Raw genomic sequence first — 23,835 nt, 5'->3', positions numbered from 1 at the left:
CTACTCCGCGGTGGGAGCGTCGACGCCGGGCTCGGCGGTGGGAGTGGGGAGCGCGGTCCGGGCGGGGTCGGCCGTCGGGGTGACGGTCGGCGTCGCGGAGGGAGCGGGGGTCAGCGTCGAGTAGGCCTCGAGGGCGTTCGTCAGGACGGGGACGAGGAGCTCCTTGCCCTGCTCGGAGCCGTACTGGAAGTAGACGGGGAGCAGGCCGCCGGGGATCGTGTCGATGTCGTCCATCTGGACGGCCTCGGTGCTGTCGGGGCGGACCTCGGTACGGCCGGGGACGGCGTCGACGGTGTCGCTGGTGCGGCCCGCGGAGCCCTCGTACTGCACCTCGACGCTCAGCGCCTCATCGGTGGAGTTCACGAGCGTCACGATCAGAGTGCCTGCCTCGCCGTCGTCCGAGACGATCATCGCGTTGCGGATGGCGAGATCGCCGATCGTCGCGCCGACTCCGTCGCTCGGGTCGTAGATCTTGCGCGTCGCCTGCGGGGCGACGAGGTTGCAGCCGGCGGTAGCGAGGGCGACGCCGACCGCGAGAACGACGGATGCAGCGATACGCGCCTTCACAGGAACCTCCAGATCGTCGGCCCCGCTCGCCCCGGACAGGGCGACTTCACTGTGCACGAGCCGACACCAGGCTAGCGTAGCGAGCACCGCGGCTCCGCCCGTCCGGACTCCCGTCCCGCTCGGCGCGCATGGTAATCTGTCCGCCGCTGAAAGGACGTCGCATGCAGTTCGAGGTCGGAGAGACGGTCGTCTACCCCCATCACGGAGCCGCCACGATCGCCGAGGTGAAGACCCGGACGATCAAGGGCCAGGAGAAGACGTACCTGAAGCTCCGCGTCGCGCAGGGCGACCTCGTCATCGAGGTGCCCGCCGACAACGTCGACCTGGTCGGCGTCCGCGACGTCATCGGCCGCGAGGGCGTCGAGCGCGTGTTCGAGGTCCTGCGCGCCGAGGTCGTCGAGGAGCCGACCAACTGGTCGCGCCGCTACAAGGCCAACCTCGAGAAGCTCGGGTCCGGAGACGTCGTCAAGGTCTCCGAGGTCGTCCGCGACCTCACCCGCCGCGACCGCGACCGCGGCCTCTCGGCGGGGGAGAAGAGCATGCTCGCCAAGGCCCGCCAGATCCTCGTCTCCGAGCTCGCCCTGGCCGAGAAGACCGACGAGGACGCCGCCTCCGTGCTCCTCGACGAGGTCCTCGCATCCTGAACGGTCCGGCCGGCGCGCCGACCGCGGCCGTCGTCGTCGTCGCCGCCGGCAGCGGCACGAGGCTCGGCCGCGAGCGCCCCAAGGCCTACGTCGACTGCGCGGGGAGGACGATCCTCGAGCGCAGCCTGCGCACGGTGCTGCTGCTCGCGGAGCCGGTCCAGATCGTCGTCGTGGCTCCCGCCGCCCTCCTCGAGGAGACGGCCGCTCTCGCGCACGCCGCCGGAGCCCCGGACGGCTCCGTCAGCGTTGTCGCCGGAGGCGCCAGCCGCCAGGAGTCGGTCGCTCGAGGGCTCCGGGCGCTCGGTCCGGCCGTCGAGACGGTGCTCGTGCACGACGCCGCCCGCGCCCTCACGCCCGTCGACCAGTTCGAGCGGGTGATCGCGGCGGTCCGGGAGACGCGCGGTGGAGTGATCCCGGGTCTGCCGGTCACCGACACGATCAAGCGCATCCGCGCCGACGGCGGGATCCTCGGCACGGTGGACCGCTCCGAGCTCGCCGCGGTGCAGACGCCGCAGGGCTTCCCGCGCGCGCTCCTCGACGAGGCCTACGCCTCGGCGGAGGAGGACTTCACCGACGACGCGGCGCTCCTCGCCTCGCGCGGCGGCCCCTCGATCGTCGTCGCCGGCGACCCGCTCGCCTTCAAGATCACCACCCCCTGGGACCTGGCCCGCGCCGAGCAGGTGCTCGCACCGCCGCCCGTCGTCGTCGTGCCGCGCGTCGGCATCGGCACGGACGTGCACGCCTTCGACGACGCGTCGCCGCTCTGGCTCGCCGGGCTGCACTGGCCGGGGGAGCGGGGCCTGTCCGGGCACAGCGACGGCGATCCGGTCGCCCACGCGATCTGCGACGCGCTCCTGGCGGCGGCGGGTCTCGGCGACATCGGCTCCCGCTTCGGCACGGCCGACCCGCGCTTCGCGGACGCCCACGGCGAGGTCTTCCTCCGCGCGACCCGCGAGCTGGTGGAGGCCGCCGGCTTCGCCGTCGGCAACGTCTCGGTGCAGCTCATCGGCAACCGCCCGAAGTTCTCGCCGCGGCGCGACGAGGCGCAGAGGCTGCTCTCGGAGCTGCTCGGCGCACCGGTCAGCGTCGCCGCCACCACCTCGGACGCGCTGGGCTTCACCGGCCGGGGCGAGGGGGTCGCCGCGACCGCGACGGCACTCGTCCTCCCCACCCCCGCTGTCGCCCGGTAGTCCCCGGGCGGAGCCGCCGACCCGGCCGGGAGCGGTCCGCCCGGTAAACTCGCCCGCGTGACTCTGCGACTGCATGACTCGAAGGCCCAGGCCCTCGTCGATTTCGTCCCCCTCCGCGAGAACGAGGTCGGGATGTACGTCTGCGGACCCACCGTGCAGTCCTCGCCCCACATCGGGCACCTGCGCTCCGCCCTCGCCTACGACCAGCTGCGCCGCTGGCTGGCGTACCGCGGCTTCCAGGTCACCCTGGTGCGCAACGTCACCGACATCGACGACAAGATCCTCGCCATCGCCGAGGACGCGCGGCGTCGGGTGCCCGAGGGCGCGCCGGTCGAGCAGTGGTGGGCCCTCGCCTACCGCGTGGAGCTCGAGTTCACCGCCGCGTACACGGCCCTCGGCATCCTCCCGCCGACCTACGAGCCGCGCGCGACCGCGAGCATCGCCGAGATGATCACGCTCATCCAGACCCTGATCGAGCGCGGTCACGCCTACCCGGCGCCCGACGACTCCGGCGACGTCTACTTCGACACGCGGTCCTGGCCGGACTACGGCTCACTCACCCACCAGCGCCTCGAGAGCATGGAGGCGGCGACCGACGCCGACCCGCGCGGCAAGCGCGACCCGCACGACTTCGCTCTCTGGAAGGGCGCCAAGCCGGAGGAGCCCGAGTCGGCCGCCTGGGCCTCGCCGTGGGGCGCCGGGCGCCCCGGCTGGCACATCGAGTGCTCCGCGATGTCGACGAAGTACCTCGGCACCCAGTTCGACATCCACGGCGGCGGGCTCGACCTGCGCTTCCCCCACCACGAGAACGAGCTCGCCCAGTCCAGCGCCGCCGGCCACGCCTTCGCCAGCTACTGGCTGCACAACGGCCTCGTGTCCGTCACCGGCCAGAAGATGAGCAAGTCGCTCGGCAACTCGGTGTTCGCCTCCGAGCTGCTCGAAGCGGCCCGCCCGCTCGTCGTCCGCTACTACCTCGGCTCGGCCCACTACCGCTCCACCCTCGAGTTCCACGACGGGGCCCTCGAGGAGGCCGAAGCGGCGCTGGAGCGGATCGAGGGCTTCCTCGAGCGCTCCCGCCGCCGCCTCGACGGCACGCGGTTCGCCGCGCTCGGCGAGCCGGTGGTCCCGGAGGAGTTCGCCGAGGCGATGGACGACGACCTGTCCGTCCCGCAGGCCATCGGCGTCCTGCACGAGACCGTGCGCGCCGGCAACGCCGCCCTCGACGCCGAGGACCTCGGCTCCGTCTCGGCCCTGCGCACCCAGGTGCTCGCGATGGCGGCCGTGCTCGGCATCGACCCGGAGGCGCCCGAGTGGGCGCGCTCCGACGACGAACCCTCGTACCGCGCGCTCAGCGTGCTGGTCGACCGCCTGGTCGCCGAACGCCAGACCGCGCGCGAGCAGCGCGACTGGGCGAGCGCCGACCGCATCCGAACCGATCTCGCCGCGGCGGGAATCACGATCGAAGACACCCAGACGGGTGCGCATTGGAGTCTCGATGGCGAATAAGCCCGGCCGCCCCGGAGCGGTCCGAAAGAAGAGCAAGGGCAAGGCCGTCGGTTCCGGCGGTCAGGGCCGTCAGGCCCTCGAGGGCAAGAAGCCCACGCCCAAGGCCGAGGACCGGCCCTACCACCCCGCAGGCAAGGCGAAGCTCGCGCGCGAGCGCTTCGTCGCCGCAGGCGGCAAGGGCCGCCCCGGCGGAGCCCTCTCCGCGGCCGCCCGCGGACAGGGGCGCCCCGCTCCGTCGCGCAAGCCCAAGAGCGGCGACGACTTCGAGATGGTGACGGGCCGGAACTCGGTCCTCGAGGCGCTGCGCGCCAGCATCCCGGCCACCACCCTCTACCTCGCGACCCGCATCGAGATGGACGACCGGGTCAAGGAGGCGCTCAAGATCGCCACCGCCCGCGGCCTTCCCGTGCTCGAGGTCATGCGCCCGGAGCTCGACCGCCTCGCCGGCCCCGACTCCGTGCACCAGGGCCTCGTGCTGAAGGTGCCGCCCTACGAGTACGCCCACCCGAGCGACCTGCTCGAGCGCAGCGTCTCCCGCGGAGCGGTCCCCCTCCTCGTCGCCCTCGACGGCATCACCGACCCGCGCAACCTCGGAGCGATCATCCGCTCCGTCGCCGCGTTCGGCGGACAGGGCGTCATCGTCCCGCAGCGCCGCTCCGTGGGCCTCAACTCCGCCGCCTGGAAGACCTCCGCCGGAGCCGCCGCACGCATCCCCGTCGCGATGGCGTCCAACCTCACCGCCATGATCAAGGACTTCAAGCGCGCAGGCGTCTTCGTCATCGGACTCGACGGCGACGGCGACGTGATGCTGCCCGGCCTGGAACTCGCCGACCGGCCGCTCCTCGTCGTCGTCGGCAGCGAGGGCAAGGGCCTCTCCCGCCTCGTCACCGAGCAGTGCGACGCCGTCGTCTCCATCCCGATCAGCTCCGCCACCGAATCCCTCAACGCCGGGATCGCGGCGTCGGTCGCGCTCTACGAGATCTCCAAACTCCGCTCCGCCTCCGAGTAGCGCGGGCGCCGGCACGGCGATCTGCGGCGTTGTCGTCGGGCGCGATACCGCCGGTATCGCTTCCTCCTCCGCCTTGCAGCTCACCGCGCGGGCACCGGCGTGGCGATCTGCGGCGTTGTCGTCGGGCGCGATACCGCCGGTATCGCTTCCTCCTCCGCCTTGCAGCTCACCGCGCCGGCACCCGCGCTCCAGGTCTGGATGTCAGGGGCGCCGCCTTCGGCGAGCGGACAGGGGCGCCGCCTGCGGCGAGCGGACCGAGTGCGCCGCCTGCGGCGAGCGGACCGAGTGCGCCGCCTGCGGCGAGCGAGCCGGGGGGATGCGAAGAGGGCCCGTGCTGACAGCACGGGCCCTCTTGCGGTGATGGGGTCAGACGTTCTTCGTCCAGTCGACGTCGGCGTCCTCGTCGGTGAGCTCGGCGTCGCCGGACTCGTCGAGGACGAGGTTCGGGAGGGTCAGCGCCTCGGTGGGAGGAGCGATGACCGTCGCCTCGTCGCGGCGATGACGCAGGATGTCGTTCACGTAGGCGGTGACCGCCTCCGCCAGGGGGACGTCGCGCGCCTGCTGCTGCGACATGAACCAGCGGTGCTCGAGCAGCTGGTGGAACATCTCGGCCGGCTCCAGGCGACCCTTGAGATCGCGGGGGATCGAGCGGATGACCGGCTCGAACACCTGCGCCAGCCACTCGTGCGCCACCATCTCCTCGTCCAGGCCCTGCTTGTCGTAGGTCGCCGTGTACGAGTCGAGGTCGTTGAGCAGGCGCCGCGCCTGGTTCTCCTGCGCGTCCAGCCCGGTGAGACGGAGCAGCCGCCGCTGGTGGTGGCCGGCGTCGACCACCTTCGGCTGGATCCGCACCGTGGACCCGGCCTCGTCGGTCCTGATCGCGAGCTCCTCGATGTCGAAGCCCAGCTCGTTCAGCCGGTTCACGCGGTCGTTGATCCGCCAGCGCTCCGAGGTCGCGAACGACTCGGCACCGGTCAGCTCCTTCCAGAGGCTGCGGTACGCCGCGACGATTCCGTCGGAGACCGTGATCGGATCGAGGTCGTCGTCGACGCGACCGCCGGCCTCGAGGTCGAGCAGCTCGCCGGCGATGTTGACGCGGGCGATCTCCAGATCGTTCTCGCGCTGGCCGTTCGAGAGGCCGCCCGAGTAGAGCTGCCCGGTCTCCGCATCGACCAGGTAGGCGGCGAAGGCGCCGGCATCGCGCCGGAAGAGGGTGTTCGAAAGGGACACGTCGCCCCAGAAGAAGCCGATCACGTGCAGGCGGACCAGGAGGAGCGCCAGCGCGTCGACCAGACGGGTCGCCGTGTCCGGCCGCAGCGTCTGCGAGAAGAGCGCCCGGTAGGGGAGCGAGAACTTGAGGTGACGGGTGACCAGCACGGCGGGCAGGGCCTCGCCCTCGTCGTCGGTGCGGTTCGTGATCACGGCGCCCGGAACCACGCACGGCACGTCGAGGCGCTGCAGCGTCTTCAGCATCTCGTACTCGCGCCGCGACATCTCGGCGGTCGTCTCCTTGACGGCGACGACGTGACCGGAGAGGTGGGCGAAACGGACCGTGTGCCGCGAGATGCCCTTCGGCAGGGCGGCGATGTACTCGTCGGGCCAGTCGTCGAGCCGCAGGTTCCACGGCAGGTCGAGCAGGGCCGGGTCGACGGTGGCCGAGGTGATGTTCAGGGAGCCGGACATGGTGCGCCGTTCGTGTCGCGTGTCGGACGGTGGGGGAGCCGCAGACGACGCTGCCGCCGCCCTGGAGGGGACGGCGGCAGCGTGCGGTGCAGGAGGATGCTCAGGAGAGGCGCTCGCCCGACTCCGCGTCGAAGATGTGCACGCGGTGGTTCGCGGTCACGTATACGCGGTCGCCCGCGGTCGGGTGCACGCGGCCGTCGACGCGCGCGACGATGTCGGTGCGGCGGCCCTCGACCTCGGTGTGGCCGTAGAGGTAGCCGTCCGAGCCGAGCTCCTCGATGAGGTCGACCTCGATCGGCAGTCCGCCGGGCTGGGTCGAGACGGTGACGTCCTCGGGTCGCACGCCGAGCGTGACGACCTTCTGGCTCGTCTTCGCGAGCGCCTCGCGGGCGATCGGGAGGACGGTGTCGCCGAACTTGACGCCGCCGTCGGTGACGTCCGCGTGGAACAGGTTCATCGCGGGCGAGCCGATGAAGCCGGCCACGAAGACGTTGTTCGGGTTCTCGTACAGGTCGCGGGGCGAGCCGACCTGCTGGAGGAGGCCGTCCTTGAGGACCGCGATGCGGTCGCCCATGGTGAGCGCCTCGGTCTGGTCGTGGGTGACGTAGACCGTGGTGATGCCCAGGCGACGCTGGAGCGTGCCGATCTGGGTGCGGGTGGACACGCGGAGCTTGGCGTCGAGGTTCGACAGCGGCTCGTCCATGAGGAACACCTGGGGCTTGCGGACGATGGCGCGGCCCATCGCGACGCGCTGGCGCTGGCCACCGGAGAGCGCCTTCGGCTTGCGGTTCAGGTAGGGCTCGAGGTCGAGCATCTTCGCGGCCTCGAGGACCCGCGCGGCGCGCTCGTCCTTGTTGACGCCGGCGATCTTGAGCGCGAAGCCCATGTTCTCGGCGACCGACATGTGCGGGTACAGCGCGTAGTTCTGGAAGACCATCGCGATGTCGCGGTCCTTCGGCGGAACGTCCGTGACGTTGCGGTCGCCGATGAGGATGCGGCCCTCGTTGACCTCTTCGAGGCCGGCGAGCATGCGCAGGGAGGTGGACTTGCCGCAGCCGGAGGGGCCGACGAGGACGAGGAACTCGCCGTCGCCCACCTCGAGGTTGAGCTTGTCGACGGAGGCGCGAGTGGCCCCGGGGTAGACGCGGGACGCGTGGTCGAAAGTTACGGACGCCATTGTTCTTGCTCCTTCACCGGCAGGTACGTGCCGGACGATCCGAGTGAATGGAAGTGATGGTCATCATCGCGTGGGCGACTCCGACCAACCGTCACAGTATGCCACGGGGCCGACAGTCGTCGGTCGGGCACCGCGTATCCGTCGTTTGGAGGTTTCCCAGGGCTCGCGCGTAGGATTCCGGCGAGTCGCGCCCGGCGACCCCCTTCTTCCCCCTCTCTCATTCGGAGCGTTCTTGTCATGACCACCGGCGGAGCCAACGACCGTCTCTCGAAGAACCAGCGACGAGAGGCCGCCCGAGAGAAGGCGCGCCGCCTGCGCGAGCAGCAGAAGCGCCGCGACCGCGTGAGCCGCTTCGCCCTGCAGGGCGGGCTCGCCGCCGTCGTGATCGCGGTCGTCGTGATCGTGGTCTTCGCCGTCACCTCGAGCATCCGCCCCGCGGGCCCGGGCCCGGCGAACATGGCGAGCGACGGTGTCGTCATCGGCGAGAACATGGTCGCGCAGACGAGCGGCGCCGTCGCCGCCGACGGGACGCCCACCCCCAGCGCGCTCGACACCTCGGCCGGCACGGTCGACATCCGGGTCTACCTCGACTACCTCTGCCCCTACTGCGGCCAGTTCGAGAAGACCAACGGCGACCAGATCAAGGAGTGGGTGACCAGCGGTGCCGCGACGGTCGAGATCCACCCGATCGCCATCCTCACGACTCGCTCGAACGGCACCAAGTACTCGGAGCGCTCGGCCAACGCCGCCGCGTGCGTCGCGGACCGCTCGCCCGACTCGTTCTTCGACTTCAACTCCCTGCTGTTCGCGAACCAGCCGGCGGAGGGGACAGACGGACTCTCGGACGACCAGCTGAAGGACTACGCCTCGCAGGCCGGCGTCGAGGACACGGCGGCCGTGAACACCTGCATCGACGACCAGAGCTTCGTGAGCTGGGTCCGCGCCGCGACCGAGCGCGCCACGTCGGGTCCGCTGCCCGGCACGGACGTGCCCGCTGTCACGGGCACCCCGACCGTCCTGGTCAACGGCGAGGCGTACTCGGGCTCGCTGACCGACCCGGACGCCTTCAGCTCCTTCGTGCTCTCGGCCGCCGCCGACTCCTACTCGTCGGCGACTCCCGCGCCCACCTCCTCCGAGACCCCGGCGCCGAGCGACACGCCCGCCTCGACCGAGGCCCCCGCGTCGACCGAGACGCCCGCGTCGACCGAGACCCCCGCTCCCAGCGACGCCCCGGTCTCCACCGAGGCTCCGGCCTCCTCCGAGCCCACTCCGGCCGCCGCGGGCTGAGCCCCGGACGCGCAGGAGCCCCGCGCATGCAGAAGGCCCCGACCGCACACAGCGGTCGGGGCCTTCTGCTCTCCTGAGCCGACGACGGGACTTGAACCCGTAACCGCCCGATTACAAGTCGGGTGCGCTACCAATTGCGCCACGTCGGCAGGTGCGCTCGCGCGCCCGGCCACCCTATCGCGGGCCCGGATCCGGCCGGATCCGGGCCCGCCGCGTCTCACGGCTCGAGGATGCTGAGGTGCCGCTCGGCGGGAGCGGGACGCTTGGGGCCGCCGATCTTCCCGTCGGGACGGCCGACGTAGAGCCAGCCGAGCAGCTCCTCGCCCTTCTCGAGGCGATGCGCCTTCCGCACGGCCTTGTCGCGCGTGTAGGAGCCGGTGCGCCAGAAGACGCCCCAGCCCGCCTCGTCGAGCAGCAGGCTCAGGAGGTGGGCGACGCCCGAGGCGACGGCCTCCTGCTCCCAGGCCGGCACCTTCGACTTCTTGACGCTGACCACGACGGCCAGCAGCAGGGAGGCGCGGTGCGTCTTCTCGATGTACTTCCGCGGGTCCTTCTTCGCCCCCGAGGCGACCGCGAAGCTGCGGCCGACCCGGTCGCGGGCGGCGCCGCGGATCGCTATGACCCGCCACGGGCGCAGCGAGCTGTGATCGGCGAGACGCGACGCCGCCGAGACGAACGCCGCGATCTCGTCGTGCCCCGGAGCCTCCGGCGTCACCTTCGAGCGCGATCGGCGCGCGAGGACGGCCTCGAGCACGGGGGAGGAGGACACGGTCACTCGCCCTCGGCCTGGAAGTTCAGGGCGATCGAGTTCATGCAGTAGCGGTCGCCGGTGGGCGTGCCGAAGCCGTCGGGGAAGACGTGTCCCAGGTGGGATCCGCAGTTCGCGCAGCGGACCTCGGTGCGGACCATGCCGAGGGTGCTGTCCTCGATCAGCTGGACCGCGTCCGGGTTCACGGACTCGTAGAAGCTCGGCCAGCCGCAGCCGGAGTCGAACTTGGTGCCGCTCTTGAAGAGCTCGGCGCTGCAGGCGGCACAGGTGTAGAGGCCGGAGCGGTGCTCGTCGAGCAGCTCGCCGGTCCACGGGCGCTCGGTGGCCGCTTCGCGCAGGACCGCGTACTGGTCGCGGTCGAGCTCCTCGCGCCACTCGGCGTCGGACTTGTTCACGGAATACGACGACATGGGTCTCCCTCGGAATCCTCGTCAGTGTACGGGGGCGGTCGCGCCCCTCCACCTGGTCCAACCCCCGGGGCGACGGCTCCATTCCGCCTCCGCGGGCTGTGGAGGAGACTCCCCGCCTCCATGCCGCGACACGGTCACGAGGTGTTCGGAGCGCCTCCCCGGCGGCGGCCGTGGGCCTGCCTACCCTGGACGGATGAGCAGGACGACGGACCCGAGACCGGGCACCGGTCTGTCCGAGCGCGAGCTGCGGGTGCTCGCCTTCGAGCGCGAGTGGACGGCCCGCTCCGGGGACAAGGACGACGCGATCCGCTCCCAGTTCGGACTGTCGGCCGCCCGCTACTATCAGGTGCTCAGCGCGGTGCTCGCCTCTCCGGCCGCCCTCGCGCACGACCCGATGCTCGTCACGCGGCTGCAGCGCATCCGCGACCAGCGCGCCGGCGCCCGCGCCTCGCGACGCCTCGGGCGCCTCGAGTAGACGAGCTGCTCGAGTCCACCAACGGAAGGCCGGCCGTACCCCCGATGTCGAACACGCACCCGAGAGACCGCTTCGACGAGGTCCCGGCGACGGAGGCGCGCGTCGGCGCCCACCGCCGGCCGCCGGCCCCTCACGCCCGCGCCGTCGCCCTCGCCTGGGCCGCCCTCGCCACCGGAGTCATCGTCCTGCTCGGCTTCATCGGGCTGCTGGTCATCGACGACCGGGTGCAGTTCACGGACGTCTTCACTCCGCCGACCGCGACCGCGGAGGCGACTCCGACCGCTGCCGCGACGCTCGATCCCGATCTCGCCGTCGCCGTCCTCAACGGCACCGCCACCGTCGGACTCGCCGCCAGCGCCGGCGACGCCCTGACGACGGCCGGATGGAGCGTCCCGACCGTCGCGAACGCGAACACCGAGGACATCGCCGCCACGACCGTCTACTACACCGACCCAGCGCTCGAGGGAGCGGCCCTCGGTCTCGTCGACTCGCTCGGAACGGGGACCGTCCTGCTCTCGCAGGACTTCGTCGAGACGGGCTCCGTCGTCGTGGTCCTGGGGGCCGATTACGCCTCCGAGCAGGGCTGATCGGGGCCCTCTGTTACGGGCACGTTTCCTCCGTGTTGAATCCCGGGCAACTCTTCCCCGCGAGGCCCCTTCCAGCCCCTCCCGGGGCCGACAGCCGGATTAGTATTCCTGACCAGGCACCAGCACATCGCTCGTGCCGCGGGCATCACAGCACTGGGGAGTACAGAGATGGCGAACGGAACCGTCAAGTGGTTCAACGCTGAGAAGGGCTACGGCTTCATCACGGTCGACGGCGGCGGACAGGACGTCTTCGTCCACTACTCCGCGATCGACATGTCGGGGTACAAGGTCCTCGAGGAGGGGCAGCAGGTCGCGTTCGAGGTCGGCACGGGGTCGAAGGGCCCCCAGGCCGAATCGGTCCGCCCGGCCTGACCGCCGAGCCTCCCAGGAGCCGTCGTCCGCCTCGTGCGGGCGGCGGCTCCTTCGTGTCGGACCGCGTGCCGGTCGCTTGCACTCGTCCACCGCGAGTGCCAGAATCGACCTTGGCACTCGCTCCGGTCGAGTGCCAGCACAGACATTTCACGACGTCCGGGAGGGACGAGAAACACACATGGCCAAGATCATTGCTTTTGACGAAGAAGCCCGCCGCGGCCTCGAGCGTGGACTCAACACTCTGGCCGACGCGGTCAAGGTGACCCTCGGCCCGCGCGGCCGCAACGTCGTCCTCGAGAAGAAGTGGGGCGCTCCCACCATCACGAACGACGGCGTCTCCATCGCCAAGGAGATCGAGCTCGACGAGCCGTACGAGAAGATCGGCGCCGAGCTCGTCAAGGAGGTCGCCAAGAAGACCGACGACGTCGCCGGCGACGGAACCACCACCGCGACCGTCCTCGCTCAGGCGCTCGTCCGCGAGGGCCTGCGCAACGTCGCGGCCGGCGCCGACCCGATCAGCCTCAAGAAGGGCATCGAGAAGGCCGTCAAGGCTGTCACCGCCGAGCTCATCGCCGGCGCGAAGGCGATCGAGACCAAGGAGGAGATCGCGGCGACCGCCTCCATCTCCGCCGCGGACCCCGAGATCGGCGCGATCATCGCCGAGGCGATCGACAAGGTCGGCAAGGAGGGCGTCGTCACCGTCGAGGAGTCGAACACCTTCGGCACCGAGCTCGAGCTCACCGAGGGCATGCGCTTCGACAAGGGCTACCTGTCGCAGTACTTCGTGACCGACCCCGACCGTCAGGAGGCGGTGTTCGAGGACCCCTACATCCTCATCGTCAACTCCAAGGTCTCGAACATCAAGGACCTGCTCCCGGTCGTCGACAAGGTGATCCAGGCGGGCAAGCAGCTGCTGATCATCGCCGAGGACGTCGACGGCGAGGCGCTGGCGACCCTGGTCGTCAACAAGATCCGCGGCATCTTCAAGTCGGTCGCCGTCAAGGCCCCCGGCTTCGGCGACCGTCGCAAGGCGCAGCTCCAGGACATCGCGATCCTCACCGGCGGCCAGGTCATCTCCGAGGAGGTCGGCCTCAAGCTCGAGAACGTCACCCTCGACCTGCTCGGCTCGGCCCGCAAGGTCGTCATCACCAAGGACGAGACCACGATCGTCGAGGGTGCCGGCGACGCCGAGGCCATCGCCGGCCGCGTCGCGCAGATCCGCGGCGAGATCGAGAACACCGACAGCGACTACGACCGCGAGAAGCTCCAGGAGCGCCTCGCGAAGCTCGCCGGCGGCGTCGCGGTCATCAAGGCCGGAGCGGCGACCGAGGTCGAGCTCAAGGAGCGCAAGCACCGCATCGAGGACGCCGTCCGCAACGCGAAGGCCGCCGTCGAGGAGGGCATCGTCGCCGGTGGTGGCGTCGCCCTCATCCAGGCCGGCAAGCTCGCCTTCGAGAAGCTCGAGCTCGTCGGAGACGAGGCGACCGGCGCGAACATCGTCAAGGTCGCCATCGACGCCCCGCTCAAGCAGATCGCCCTCAACGCGGGCATGGAGCCCGGCGTCGTCGCTGCGAAGGTCCGCGAGCTGCCCACCGGACACGGCCTCAACGCCGCGACCGGCGAGTACGTCGACCTCATCGCCGCGGGCATCATCGACCCGGTCAAGGTCACGCGCTCCGCTCTGCAGAACGCGGCGTCGATCGCCGGTCTCTTCCTCACCACGGAGGCCGTCGTCGCCGACAAGCCCGAGAAGAACCCGGTCGCCGCGGGCGGCGACCCCACCGGAGGCATGGACTTCTAGTCCGTCCCCCCACCACGCAGAAGGCGGTTCCCCTCCGGGGGAGCCGCCTTCGGCGTTTCCGGAGGCATCTGAGCGAGCAGCAGGCGACCGAACCGGCAGGTGGTTCTGAATCCGCTCCGCGACCACAACGGCGGTCCTCCTGCGGTGGCACCGCACTCCGCGCCGCCTCGGTCTCCTCAGCGGACACCGGCACCAGAAGCGCGTGGGGTGCGCCGGTGCGGGTCGCGACGTACGGGGTCGGGGCGGAGATGTCGTCGGCCGAACGGATGCGGACGGCGACTCTGCAAGAGCCGGCGACGCGGCATCCGTCGAGCGTCGGGTGTCATCTCCAGCGGTCCGGGCGGGCTCGCCGCCCGTTGGTCCCCAAGAGGAGAGAGTGAGCCGTGCGCGGCCGTGCGCGGCCGTGCGCGGCCGTGCGGGCCGGGTGGGCGAGGTCACGGTCGCTCGGGCGGATCGATCTGTGCCGCTCGCGGACGTCGACGGGAGAGCTCGGACCGAAGGGGCCCCCGAGGAAGGACGGACCGCGGTGCGGATCAGACCGAGGCGGGGGAGGTCTCGCCGTTCTGGCCGACCGTGAGCAGCGGCAGCGCGACGCGGAAGGTCGCGCCTCCGCCCGGCGTCTCGACGACGTCCACGCGGCCCTTGTGCGCGGCGACGATCGAGGACACGATCGCCAGTCCGAGGCCGCTGCCGCCGGTCTCGCGGGTCCGCGACGTGTCCGCGCGCCAGAAGCGCTGGAAGATCTTCTCGCGGATCTGCGGCGGGATGCCCTCGCCGTGGTCGATGACCTCCAGCAGGGCGAGGCGGCGGGAGCGGTCGACGGCGACGCCGATCTCGATCGGAGTGTCCTCGGGCGTGTAGCGGACGGCGTTGCCGATCAGGTTCGTCAGGACCTGGCGGATCTTGTTCTCCTCCGCCATCACCATCGCGGGCACGCCCGGCTCCTCGGGGGCGGTGGCGGTGCCGGCGGCGATCTCCTCGGCGTTGACCCGGCGCGGACGCCGGCGGAATCGGGCGAGCCTCGCTCCTGCCGCGGCGATCGGGCCGGTGAGCCCGGGGTTCGTCAGCTCCATGGTCTGAGTGGCGGAGGCGCCGGCCTCGTCGGGCTCGAGCGCGGGCGTCTCCACGGGGGTGTCGTCACGGGTCTCGACGCCGAAGTCGCGGTCGGGCCAGGAGGCCATCGCGTCCATCGCGGCGTCGCGGGCGAGCGGCATCAGATCGACGGGCGCGAGTGCGAGAGGCTTCGTCTCGTCGAGGCGGGCGAGCTCGAGGAGGTCCTCGACCAGGCCGCCCATCCGGATCGCCTCCTTCTCGATGCGCTCCATCGCCTGGCCGACGGCCTCGGGCGTCTGCAGAGCGCCCATCCGGTACAGCTCGGCGTAGCCGCGGACGGAGACCAGCGGGGTGCGCAGCTCGTGGCTGGCGTCGCCGACGAAGCGGCGCATCTGGTCGATCGTGCGGGCGCGGTCGCGGAAGGCGGAGTCGATCCGCCCGAGCATCGCGTTCAGGGAGCGGTTGAGGCGTCCGACCTCGGTGTTGGGTGTCGTGCCGTCCAGGCGCTGGCTGAAGTCGCCGTCGGCGATGGCGGCGGCGGTCTGCTCGACCTCGCGCAGCGGGGCGAAGGTGGTGGTGACCAGCAGGCGGGTGAGGAGTGCGCCGATCACGACGATCGCGACTCCGAAGCCGAGGAAGATCGTGAGGTACGTCGTCATGATGACGTCGACGCTGCGGGTCGACACCGCGAGCAGGAGCGTCTGGTACTCGGTGCCCCTCGTGAACACCGTCGACATCACGTGGTACTCGACCTTGCCGTTGGAGCTCCAGATCTCCATCGGCTTGTCGCCGCCCTGCAGCGCCTGCTCGAGGGTGAAGGTCTGCGGGAAGGCGGGGTCGGCCGCGCCGGACGCGTTCGTGTTGTCGAGCGTGCCGTACTGGTCGTAGACGGCGCCGAAATCGGCCTTGGACTCGTCGATCGCGGCCAAGTCGTTGACGGAGAGGTCGCTCGCCGTCCGCTGGACCTGGTCGGCCAGCTGTGCGTCGAGCTGGGCGACGAGCTGCGGCTTCAGCATCGTCATCGTCCCGATCCCGGAGACGAGGAGTCCCAGCGTGAGCAGGAGGACCGTGACCGCGGTGATCTTGGTGCGCAACGAGATGGAGTTCCACCGCTCGGCCAGACCCTGGTGCATGGCGGTGGAACTCCCTCGGGATCGGCGGGCGCCGCGCCTCCGGCGGGAGGTGGCGCCGAGGTGGCGGAGGCTAGGCCTTCGCGACCTTCAGCATGTATCCGAATCCTCGCTTGGTCTGGATGAGCGATTCCTCCGAATGCGTGTCGAGCTTACGTCGCAGGTACGAGATGTAGGACTCGACGATGCCCGCATCGCCGTTGAAGTCGTACTCCCACACGTGGTCGAGGATCTGCGCCTTGCTGAGCACCCGGTTCGGGTTGAGCATCAGGTAGCGGAGCAGCTTGAACTCGGTGGGGCTGAGCTCCACCGGCTCGTCGCCGACGAGGACCTCGTGCGTGTCCTGGTCCATCGTCAGCTCGCCGGCCCGGATGACCGCGTCCTCCTCGGCGTGCATGGTGCGGCGGAGGATCGCCTTGATGCGCGCGACGATCTCGTCGAGGCTGAACGGCTTCGTGACGTAGTCGTCACCGCCGACGGTGAGGCCCGTGATCTTGTCCTCGGTGTCGTCCTTCGCCGTGAGGAAGAGGATGGGGGAGGTGTACCCGGCCGAGCGGAGGCGCTTGGTCACACCGAATCCGTTCATGTCCGGGAGCATCACGTCGAGGATGATCAGGTCCGGCTCCTCCTCGAGGACCGCCGAGATGGCCTGGGCCCCGTTGCCGACCGCACGCACGGCGAAGCCGGCGAAGCGGAGGCTCGTGGTGAGCAGGTCTCTGATGTTGGGCTCGTCGTCGACGATGAGAATGCGGGGTCCGTCCATGCAGGACAGTATCTGGCCGTCGGCTGTACGGAGTCTGGGAGTCGGTTGTCCGGGCGCTCGGTGCCGGCTCGGCGGCGGGGAACGCCGGATCGGAGGCGGTGCGGCAGGAGGAGAGCGCGTCCGATCAGGACTGCGCGCGGCGGCGCCGGACCCCCACGATGAGCATCGCGATCATCATGAGGAACGCGATGGGCAGGCCCACCAGCGGCACGGCGAAGACGAACTGCCAGAACGGGCCGATCTTCTGTACCCCGAGCACCAAGGCAACAAGGATCGCGAGGAACGCGAGGACCGTCACGACGATGATCGCGATGAACATGTAGGCGAGCGTGCGCTCCGCGCGTCCGACGCCCGCCGGCTCCTGTGGCTTCACCCGTCAAGGATAGGGCGGCCCCGGTCGACTAAACTGATGGCTGCTTCATTTCCAGGAGGGGTCTGCATGCCTACCGGCAAGGTCAAGTTCTACGACGAGGAGAAGGGCTTCGGCTTCATCAGCACTGATGACGGCCAGGAGGTCTTCCTGCACGCTTCCGCGCTGCCCTCCGGGACCGCGGTCAAGGCCGGCACCCGCCTCGAGTTCGGCATCGCCGACGGCAAGCGCGGGGCGCAGGCGCTCTCGGCGCGCGTCCTCGACGCCCCGCCGAGCCTGGTGAAGCTCAACCGGAAGTCCGCGGACGACATGTCCGTGATCGTGGAGGACACGGTCAAGCTGCTCGACGGGATCGGCGCGGGGCTCAAGCGCGGCCGCTACCCCGACAAGGCGCACGGGCGCACGATCGCGGCGCTCCTGCGCCGGGTTGCGGACGAGCTGGATGCCTGACGCCGACGGCACGACCGACGAGCAGGGCCCGGTCGAGGAGACCGTCGCCGCTCCGACCACGGAGGACGCTCGCGTGGAGCAGTCCTCGGAAGAGGGTGACTCCGGCGCCGAGCCGGACGCGATTCCCGCCGATTCTGACTCCTCCGCTGAGGACGCGCGCGGAGCCGACGAGGATATCGACGCTGACCAGGCGGCTCCTGTCGACGAGGCGCCCTCCGGCGAGGGTGAGAGCGACGCGGCCCTCCCGGTGGCCGAGGCTTCTGCCGAGGACTCCGCCTCTGCGGAGGAGACTCTTCCGGCCGACGACGTCGCCGCGGAGGCGGGAGTCTCCGGCTCGGGCACGGCTTCTGGTGCAGTGCCGGCTCCTGCTGAGGACGCGGCCACTGCTGACGATGCGGTTCCTGCTGACGACGCGGGAACATCTGAGGACTCGGCTCCTGCTCAGGACATGGCTCCTGCTGACGACTTGACTCCTGCTGACGACTTGACTCCTGCTGAGGATGCGGCTCCTGCTGAGGATGCGGCTCCTGCTGAGGATGCGGCTCCTGCTGAGGATGCGGCTCCTGCTGAGGATGCGGCTCCTGCTGAGGACGGGGCTCCTGCTGAGGATGCGACTTCTGCTGAGGATTCCGCCCCCGTCGCCGACGACCGTTCCGAGGCCGACGACGACGCTTCCCCGGGGGAGGCGGACGAGGCCGCCGCGGACGAGGCTCCCGGGCCCGTCTACGAGGCGGACGCCGTGCTCGCGGGGTCTCTCGATGTCGCTCGCGCCGCGCTCGCCGAGATCGCCCCCGAGGGGACGATCGGCGAGCTGGTCACGACTCTGGCGCAGGGCGAGCACGTCGTGTCGCTGCAGTTCGCGAACCTCATGCGCGGGTACCCGGGTTGGCTGTGGACGGCGACGCTGTCCCGGATCGACGAGACCGAGGACGTGAACGTCCTGGAGGTCGAGCTGCTGCCGGGCGAGGGCGCGGTCCTCGCTCCGGACTGGGTGCCGTGGTCCGTGCGTCTGGCCGACTACCAGACCGCGCAGGACGCGCTCGGCGAGGAGGTCGAGGACGCGGACGACGACGAGCTCGAGGACGCCGAGGAAGACGACCTCGACGACGAGTCGGACGACGACTCCGACGAGGACGCGGGCGACGACGACGACTCGGAGGACGACGACGACTCGGAGGACGATTCCGACGACGACGACTCGGACGACGAGGACTCGGACGAGGACGACTCCGACGACCCGGACGACGACTCCGACGACGAGGACTCCGACGACGTCGAGCCCGAGCCCGCTCCCGCCCCGACGACCCGTCGCCGTCGCCGTCGCCGCTGATCCGGTCCGGCGCCGCCCGATGAGCATCGACTCCGACACCTGCATCGCCTATCCCGGCGGCGCCGTGCGCTCCTCCGGGCGCGTGCAGCACGTGGGCCGGCTGCAAAACGGCCGCTGGGCGGTCGTCCTCGATGCGACCGCCGCTCACCCCGTCGACCCGACCTGGCCCGACCAGGGGCCCGACCGCGGCGCGCTGGTCGTGGCGGGGGAGCGGCATCCCCTCATCGACTGCCGCATCGGGGCGTGGCAGGGCGGCGAGCTGCACGTCGGCGAGCGGCTCCCGGCGCGGCTCGGCACTCCGGAGTGGAGCTTCGTCGTCGTCCACATCGTCGACGACGCCTCCTCACTGCACGTGGACGACGAGGTCGACATCGAGGTCGACGCGGACCACCGGCACGAGCTCTCCCGCGGGCACACCGCCTGCCACCTCGCCTCCCTCGCCCTCAACGCCGCTCTGGCCTCGTTCTGGTCGAAGCCGGCGCGCACCGACGCCCTGGACAACCCGGACTTCGACCAGGCGGCGATCCAGACCTCGCGGATCCGCGAGTCCGGCTCCACCGACGTCTACCGCCTCGGCAAGTCCCTCCGACGCAGCGGGATGGACACCGCCCGCCTGCTGGCGGAGATCCTCGAGGTGCAGGAGCGGGTGAACGCCCTCCTCGCCGAGTGGATCGCCTCGGACGCGGAGGTGCGCATCGAGCGCGACGACGACCTCCTCGGCACGCGGCGGACATGGCGCTGCACCCTCCCCGCGGGGGACGCCGCGATCGCGTGCGGCGGCACCCACGTCGAGCGCCTCGGCGAGTTCACCGGCCTGCCGTCCGTCTCGAGCCCGAGGCCGACGGCACCGGACTCCGGATGGAGACCGACGCGGTCTAGCGGCGGTTGCGGCTGTAGAACAGCCCGATCGTGCCGAGGACCAGTCCGATCACGACGGTCGACAGGACGACCGGCTCGATGACGGCTCCGACGGCCGTCGCCACGAGCACGGCCACGAGCGCGACCGCCCAGACGACGCACCCGACCAGCAGAGCCGTCGCGTCGTCGCTCGCGTAGGGCGGCGGCGCGGGCCGCCGCTCCTCCTCGCGCAACCACAGCCGCATGGCGTGCCTCAGACCGCCAGGCGCTCGAGGACGTGGTCGATGCAGCCGAGCAGCGAGCGGACGTCGTCCGGCTCGATCGCGACGAACGTCGCCACGCGCAGCTGGTTGCGGCCGAGCTTGCGGTACGGCTCCGTGTCGACGATCCCGTTCGCGCGGAGGATCTTCGCGACGAGAGCGGCATCGACGGAGGCGTCGAAGTCGACGGTCGCGACGACCTGGGAGCGGTGCTCGGGCACCTCGACGAACGGGGTGGCGAGGCTCGAGGCCTCGGCCCAGTCGTAGATCGCGGAGGAGGACTCGGCCGTGCGCGCCGACGCCCAGGCCAGGCCGCCCGAGGCGTTCATCCACTCGAGCTGCGACTCCATCAGCAGGAGGGTCGAGAGCGCCGGAGTGTTCAGCGTCTGGTTCAGGCGCGAGTTGTCGACGGCGTTCTTGAGGCTCAGGAACTCGGGGATGTAGCGGCCGCTCGCCGCGATGCGCTCGATCCGCTCGATGGCGGCGGGGGAGAAGAGACCGAACCAGAGTCCGCCGTCGGAGGCGAAGTTCTTCTGCGGGGCGAAGTAGTAGACGTCGGCCTCGGCGATGTCGACGTCGATGCCGCCCGCCGCGCTGGTGGCGTCGATGACGGTGAGCGCGCCCTCGTCGCCGCGGACCCGGCGGACCGGGGCCATCACTCCGGTGCTCGTCTCGTTGTGGGGCCACGCGTACACGTCGATCCCCTCGACGATCTCGACCTCGCTCCGGGACCCCGCGGGGGCGGAGACGACGTGGGCCGGCTCGAGGAACGGCGCGGAGGCGGCGGCCGCGAACTTCTGGCCGAACTCGCCGAACGTGAGGTTCTCGGCGCGGCGCTCGATGAGGGAGAAGGCGGCGGCGTCCCAGAAGGCGGTCGAGCCGCCGTTGCCCAGCAGGACCTCGTAGCCGTCGGGGATGCGGAACAGCGTGGCGAGGTGCTCGCGCACGCGCCCGACGAGGTCCTTGACGGGCGCCTGGCGGTGCGAGGTCCCGAGGAGGTGCGCGCCCTGCGTCGCGAGATGGGCGAGCTGGTCGTGCCGCACCTTGGACGGGCCGCAGCCGAACCGTCCGTCGTGGGGGAGCAGCTCGCGAGGAATGGTGAGGTCCGGCATGCGTTAATACTAGGGTTCCCGGCCCGCACCCCTCCTCCGAGCGACGGAGGCCTGCGTCGCGCCGCAGCGCCGATGCTGCGTCGTGGCGACCACTAGGGTGGAGCGCGCCGAGACGGGAAGGCTGAGATGACGGATCTGATCGACACCACCGAGATGTACCTGCGCACCATCCTCGAGCTCGAGGAGGAGAACATCATCCCGCTGCGCGCGCGCATCTCGGAGCGGCTCAGCCACTCCGGGCCGACCGTGTCGCAGACCGTCGGTCGCATGGAGCGCGACGGCCTCGTCGTCGTCTCGGGCGACCGCCACCTCGAGCTCACCTCCGACGGCCGCCGCAAGGCGATCCACGTCATGCGCAAGCACCGCCTCGCCGAGCGGCTCCTCCACGACGTCATCAAGCTCGACTGGGAGTTCGTGCACGAGGAGGCCTGCCGCTGGGAGCACGTGATGAGCGAGCAGGTCGAGCGCCGCCTCCTCGAGATGCTCGACCACCCGACCGAGTCACCCTACGGCAATCCGATCCCGGGCCTGGACGAGCTCGGCGACACCCCCGCCTCCCGCTTCGCCGACGGCGTCATCAGCCTGCCGCGCTTCGTCGCGGGGTCGAGCGAGCCCCGCCGCGGCGTCGTCCGGCGCCTCGGCGAGCCGGCGCAGGTCGATCCGGAGCTCCTTCTCCAGCTCAAGCAGGCCGGCGTCGTCCCCGGTGCCGAGGGCGAGTTCTCGGCCCTCAACGGCTACGTGCTCGCTCGCATCGACGGCGCCGAGGCGGGCATCGAGCTGCCGAACGAGGTCGCGGCGCACATCTTCCTCGTCGTCTGACCCGCGTCTCCCTGGGAGCGGCCCGTACGGGCCCTTACCGCATCCGGTGACCGGAGGCGAACGGGAGAGCGGTCTCTTCCCGCCGAGAAGGTGACAAATCGGTAACGGTCGCTTACGCTCTGTGGAGCCCTGCGGCCGAGCCTCGGTCCCAGGGCGCGGGATCCGACGCCCCCACACCCGTCTCGGATCCTGTGCACACCGATGCTTCGTGCATGAGACGGGACAGCTGCCTGGGCTGAGGGGACGTCGGAGGATCTCCCCCTTGCCCCAGAACCCCCTCACCCCGAACGAGGACGCCGGCTCACCCGACCGGTTCCGCTCCAACCACCCCGACCGCTCCGGCGACGCGACCTTCGAGAACCGGCCCCCGGTCATCCGCGCCCGGATCCACGGGGACGCACCCGTCTCCCGTCGCGCCGTTCCCGCAGCTCCTGCCCGCCGCGCGGACATCACCGACTTCGTGCCGTCGCCGGCCGGGACCCCGCGCAAGCGCCGAGGCCGTGTCGTCGGCAAGGTCGCGATGGTCGGCTTCGCCGGCGCGCTGGTCGCGACGATGGCGCTCCCCGCCTACGCCTTCACTCCGGGCAGCCAGGACGACGGCCTGTTCGCGGCATCGCGAGCCGACCTCCTCCGCCAGGGCTCCGCGCAGACCGTCGCCGTCGACGGCGGAGTGGTGCAGGCCGCGATCGCCCGCGACGGCTTCTCGGCCGAGGCGGCCCCCCCGCCGCCCGCACCCGAGCCCGAGCCCGTCGTGGTGGCCGAGCCCGTCGTCGACACGAGCGACGTCGCGGAGGCGCGCGCCGAGACCGCCGAGGAGTTCAACTCCTACTCCGGCGCCTCGGCCAGCGAGATCGCGGCCGCCGCCCCGACCACCAGCTACAGCCTCTCGGCGGTGTTCGACACAGCGATGCAGTACCAGGGCGTGCCCTACGTCTTCGGTGGAGCCGACCCGAGCGGCTTCGACTGCTCCGGCTTCGTGATGTACGTCTTCGCCCAGTACGGCATCTCGATGCCGCACTCGGCCGCGGGCCAGGGCGCCATGGGCACCTCCGTCTCGCTCGCCGACGCGCAGCCCGGCGACCTCGTCATCATGGACGGCCACGACGGCTTCTACGCCGGCAACGGCAACATCCTGCACGCACCCTACGAGGGCGCGAGCGTCCGCGTGCAGCCGCTGTGGACCTCCGACTACCGGATCGTGCGCATCAACGGCTGATCCGGTCGATCCGCTCGAGAGCCCGTCCCCTCCTGGAGGGCGCGGGCTCTCGTCGTCCCGCCGTGTGAACGCCGCGTGACGAATCCGGACCGACCCCTGGTGTTCCGGGCGTGAAGGGTTAACCTGAACCCCAGTCCGCTCGCGTGGCGAGCGGATCGATTCGTCGAGGGACGGAGTGCCGGGATGGCCGAGCGGAGCGGGCGCCACAGCGTGGGGCTGCGCTCGCGCGTGCGGCCGGCCGATTCGATACGCGCGCGGGTCCTCACCGCGGCGGTGCACTCCTCCGACACGCGGATACGACTCCACGTCATCGCGCGGCACTCCGCCGCGGCCTCGCAGGGCGCCGTCATCACGACGGCGCCCTTGCTCGTGGTCGCGGCGCCTTCGCGTGACGGCGTGCGACAGCACGGAGGTCACTGATGCGCACTCTGGTTCTCAACGCCGGCTACGAGCCGCTCGCGGTGGTGTCGTTCAAGCGGGCCCTGGTCCTGCTGATGACGGAGAAGGCGACCGTGATCGCCGCGGACGAGGGCAATCCGGTGCACAGCGCGCACGGCGACCACGTGCGGCCCTCGGTGATCGTGCTGACCCGGTACGTGCGCATCCCGAGCGGCCGGAGCGTGCCGGTGTCGCGCCGGGGCGTGCTCCGCCGGGACAACCACCGCTGCGGCTACTGCGGTCAGCACGCGGCGACGATCGACCACATCCAGCCCAAGTCGCGCGGGGGCCGGGACACGTGGGAGAACCTCGTCGCCTGCTGCCAGCGCTGCAACAACGTCAAGAGCGACCGCACCCCGCACGAGATGGGATGGCGTCTGCGCACCGTCCCCCGGATGCCGCGCGCCGGCTCCTGGCTCGTGCGCGGCGCGGAGCGGACGCAGCCCGACTGGGACGACTACCTGGCTCCCGCAGCCTGACGCTGCGGAGTCGGCATCGCCCCCGCGGATATCCGATGACGACGTTCCGCCGTTCGAGTGGACGCGGTGCGAGGGGCGGG

25 protein-coding genes and 1 tRNA gene are annotated in these 23,835 nt (G+C 71.1%); 15 read left to right on the top strand and 11 right to left on the bottom strand.

Annotated elements, in window-relative coordinates:
• On the bottom strand, positions 1–567 hold the full coding sequence (locus tag C5C29_RS02215) for a hypothetical protein (protein ID WP_104224588.1): 567 nt from the start codon (positions 565–567) through the stop codon (positions 1–3).
• A gap of 161 nt (positions 568–728) precedes the next feature.
• Here C5C29_RS02215 and C5C29_RS02210 point away from each other — a divergent pair, with 161 nt between their 5' ends.
• Genes C5C29_RS02210 through rlmB form a run of 4 tightly spaced genes read left to right on the top strand, consistent with a single transcriptional unit; the run spans position 729 to position 4,916 of the window.
• Positions 729–1,211 (top strand): CarD family transcriptional regulator, encoded by a 483-nt coding sequence (locus C5C29_RS02210; protein WP_104224589.1) that lies wholly within the window; start codon positions 729–731, stop codon positions 1,209–1,211.
• On the top strand, positions 1,205–2,401 hold the full coding sequence (ispD, locus tag C5C29_RS02205; protein WP_104224624.1) for a 2-C-methyl-D-erythritol 4-phosphate cytidylyltransferase: 1,197 nt from the start codon (positions 1,205–1,207) through the stop codon (positions 2,399–2,401). Before C5C29_RS02210 ends, ispD begins: the two co-directional genes overlap by 7 nt.
• A gap of 57 nt (positions 2,402–2,458) precedes the next feature.
• Positions 2,459–3,907, top strand: a complete 1,449-nt coding sequence (gene cysS / locus C5C29_RS02200) for a cysteine--tRNA ligase (RefSeq protein ID WP_104224590.1) — start codon at positions 2,459–2,461, stop codon at positions 3,905–3,907.
• Positions 3,897–4,916 carry a 23S rRNA (guanosine(2251)-2'-O)-methyltransferase RlmB gene (gene rlmB, locus C5C29_RS02195; RefSeq protein WP_104224591.1) on the top strand — a complete coding sequence of 340 codons (1,020 nt, stop codon included), beginning with the start codon at positions 3,897–3,899 and terminating at the stop codon, positions 4,914–4,916. Before cysS ends, rlmB begins: the two co-directional genes overlap by 11 nt.
• Positions 4,917–5,282: 366 nt before the next feature.
• Here rlmB and C5C29_RS02190 read toward each other — a convergent pair whose 3' ends face one another.
• Together C5C29_RS02190 and C5C29_RS02185 are read right to left on the bottom strand one after the other, a co-directional pair.
• Positions 5,283–6,599 (bottom strand): DUF4032 domain-containing protein, encoded by a 1,317-nt coding sequence (locus tag C5C29_RS02190; protein ID WP_104224592.1) that lies wholly within the window; start codon positions 6,597–6,599, stop codon positions 5,283–5,285.
• A gap of 100 nt (positions 6,600–6,699) precedes the next feature.
• Positions 6,700–7,776 carry an ABC transporter ATP-binding protein gene (locus C5C29_RS02185; RefSeq protein ID WP_104224593.1) on the bottom strand — a complete coding sequence of 359 codons (1,077 nt, stop codon included), beginning with the start codon at positions 7,774–7,776 and terminating at the stop codon, positions 6,700–6,702.
• Positions 7,777–8,013: 237 nt separating this feature from the next.
• On the opposite strand from C5C29_RS02185, the gene C5C29_RS02180 reads away from it, so the two are divergent.
• Positions 8,014–9,063 (top strand): thioredoxin domain-containing protein, encoded by a 1,050-nt coding sequence (locus C5C29_RS02180; protein WP_104224594.1) that lies wholly within the window; start codon positions 8,014–8,016, stop codon positions 9,061–9,063.
• Positions 9,064–9,139: 76 nt separating this feature from the next.
• Here the strand turns inward: C5C29_RS02180 and C5C29_RS02175 are convergent.
• The 3 genes from C5C29_RS02175 to msrB form a co-directional block, all read right to left on the bottom strand.
• Positions 9,140–9,212: transfer RNA gene (locus tag C5C29_RS02175), tRNA-Thr, on the bottom strand.
• Positions 9,213–9,280: 68 nt separating this feature from the next.
• Positions 9,281–9,838, bottom strand: a complete 558-nt coding sequence (locus C5C29_RS02170; protein WP_104224595.1) for a nitroreductase family protein — start codon at positions 9,836–9,838, stop codon at positions 9,281–9,283.
• A complete protein-coding gene (msrB, locus tag C5C29_RS02165; protein ID WP_104224596.1) occupies positions 9,835–10,242 on the bottom strand; it encodes a peptide-methionine (R)-S-oxide reductase MsrB in 408 nt (135 codons plus the stop codon). Before msrB ends, C5C29_RS02170 begins: the two co-directional genes overlap by 4 nt.
• A gap of 193 nt (positions 10,243–10,435) precedes the next feature.
• Between msrB and C5C29_RS02160 the strand changes: the two genes are divergently transcribed.
• From C5C29_RS02160 to groL, 4 genes are all read left to right on the top strand, one after another.
• Entirely contained in the window at positions 10,436–10,717 is a 282-nt protein-coding gene (locus C5C29_RS02160) for a DUF3263 domain-containing protein (protein ID WP_104224597.1), read from the top strand.
• A 44-nt stretch (positions 10,718–10,761) separates the two neighbouring features.
• Positions 10,762–11,304 (top strand): LytR C-terminal domain-containing protein, encoded by a 543-nt coding sequence (locus C5C29_RS02155; protein ID WP_104224598.1) that lies wholly within the window; start codon positions 10,762–10,764, stop codon positions 11,302–11,304.
• A gap of 168 nt (positions 11,305–11,472) precedes the next feature.
• On the top strand, positions 11,473–11,676 hold the full coding sequence (locus C5C29_RS02150) for a cold-shock protein (protein WP_104224599.1): 204 nt from the start codon (positions 11,473–11,475) through the stop codon (positions 11,674–11,676).
• A gap of 178 nt (positions 11,677–11,854) precedes the next feature.
• Positions 11,855–13,477: a chaperonin GroEL gene (gene groL / locus C5C29_RS02145; protein ID WP_104224600.1), complete on the top strand. Its 1,623-nt coding sequence runs from the start codon at positions 11,855–11,857 to the stop codon at positions 13,475–13,477.
• 533 nt (positions 13,478–14,010) lie between these two features.
• On the opposite strand, the gene C5C29_RS02140 is transcribed toward groL, so the two are convergent.
• The 3 genes from C5C29_RS02140 to C5C29_RS02130 form a co-directional block, all read right to left on the bottom strand.
• Positions 14,011–15,663, bottom strand: a complete 1,653-nt coding sequence (locus C5C29_RS02140) for a HAMP domain-containing sensor histidine kinase (protein ID WP_104224601.1) — start codon at positions 15,661–15,663, stop codon at positions 14,011–14,013.
• Between the two features lie 70 nt (positions 15,664–15,733).
• Positions 15,734–16,423, bottom strand: a complete 690-nt coding sequence (locus tag C5C29_RS02135) for a response regulator transcription factor (protein ID WP_055787731.1) — start codon at positions 16,421–16,423, stop codon at positions 15,734–15,736.
• 124 nt (positions 16,424–16,547) lie between these two features.
• Positions 16,548–16,796: a hypothetical protein gene (locus C5C29_RS02130; protein ID WP_258062351.1), complete on the bottom strand. Its 249-nt coding sequence runs from the start codon at positions 16,794–16,796 to the stop codon at positions 16,548–16,550.
• A 66-nt stretch (positions 16,797–16,862) separates the two neighbouring features.
• Between C5C29_RS02130 and C5C29_RS02125 the strand changes: the two genes are divergently transcribed.
• Genes C5C29_RS02125 through C5C29_RS02115 form a run of 3 tightly spaced genes read left to right on the top strand, consistent with a single transcriptional unit; the run spans position 16,863 to position 19,534 of the window.
• Positions 16,863–17,243 (top strand): cold-shock protein, encoded by a 381-nt coding sequence (locus tag C5C29_RS02125; RefSeq protein ID WP_104224602.1) that lies wholly within the window; start codon positions 16,863–16,865, stop codon positions 17,241–17,243.
• Positions 17,236–18,573 carry a DUF3027 domain-containing protein gene (locus tag C5C29_RS02120; protein WP_258062352.1) on the top strand — a complete coding sequence of 446 codons (1,338 nt, stop codon included), beginning with the start codon at positions 17,236–17,238 and terminating at the stop codon, positions 18,571–18,573. The genes C5C29_RS02125 and C5C29_RS02120 overlap by 8 nt, the downstream gene beginning before the upstream one ends.
• Before the next feature lie 19 nt (positions 18,574–18,592).
• Positions 18,593–19,534 carry a metal-dependent hydrolase gene (locus tag C5C29_RS02115; RefSeq protein WP_104224603.1) on the top strand — a complete coding sequence of 314 codons (942 nt, stop codon included), beginning with the start codon at positions 18,593–18,595 and terminating at the stop codon, positions 19,532–19,534.
• Here the strand turns inward: C5C29_RS02115 and C5C29_RS02110 are convergent.
• Positions 19,449–19,676, bottom strand: a complete 228-nt coding sequence (locus C5C29_RS02110; RefSeq protein ID WP_104224604.1) for a DUF2530 domain-containing protein — start codon at positions 19,674–19,676, stop codon at positions 19,449–19,451. The two genes, C5C29_RS02115 and C5C29_RS02110, sit on opposite strands and share 86 nt — an antisense overlap.
• Positions 19,677–19,684: 8 nt before the next feature.
• Positions 19,685–20,803, bottom strand: coding sequence for a phosphoserine transaminase (serC, locus tag C5C29_RS02105; protein ID WP_104224605.1), 1,119 nt, complete (start codon positions 20,801–20,803; stop codon positions 19,685–19,687).
• A gap of 126 nt (positions 20,804–20,929) precedes the next feature.
• Here serC and C5C29_RS02100 point away from each other — a divergent pair, with 126 nt between their 5' ends.
• The 3 genes from C5C29_RS02100 to C5C29_RS02085 all read left to right on the top strand — a co-directional run bounded on the left by C5C29_RS02100 (position 20,930) and on the right by C5C29_RS02085 (position 23,755).
• Positions 20,930–21,622 (top strand): metal-dependent transcriptional regulator, encoded by a 693-nt coding sequence (locus C5C29_RS02100; protein ID WP_104224606.1) that lies wholly within the window; start codon positions 20,930–20,932, stop codon positions 21,620–21,622.
• A gap of 262 nt (positions 21,623–21,884) precedes the next feature.
• On the top strand, positions 21,885–22,838 hold the full coding sequence (locus C5C29_RS16965) for a C40 family peptidase (RefSeq protein WP_258062354.1): 954 nt from the start codon (positions 21,885–21,887) through the stop codon (positions 22,836–22,838).
• Positions 22,839–23,257: 419 nt separating this feature from the next.
• The gene (locus tag C5C29_RS02085; protein WP_104224608.1) at positions 23,258–23,755 is read left to right on the top strand and encodes an HNH endonuclease; all 498 of its coding nucleotides are present in this window, start codon (positions 23,258–23,260) and stop codon (positions 23,753–23,755) included.
• Positions 23,756–23,835: the final 80 nt, after the last annotated feature.

The organism is Rathayibacter sp. AY1H2 (assembly GCF_002931985.1).
Classification (GTDB): domain Bacteria; phylum Actinomycetota; class Actinomycetes; order Actinomycetales; family Microbacteriaceae; genus Rathayibacter.
Note: the sequence above shows the minus strand (reverse complement) of the source record. Positions and strands in the feature narration are given on the sequence as shown.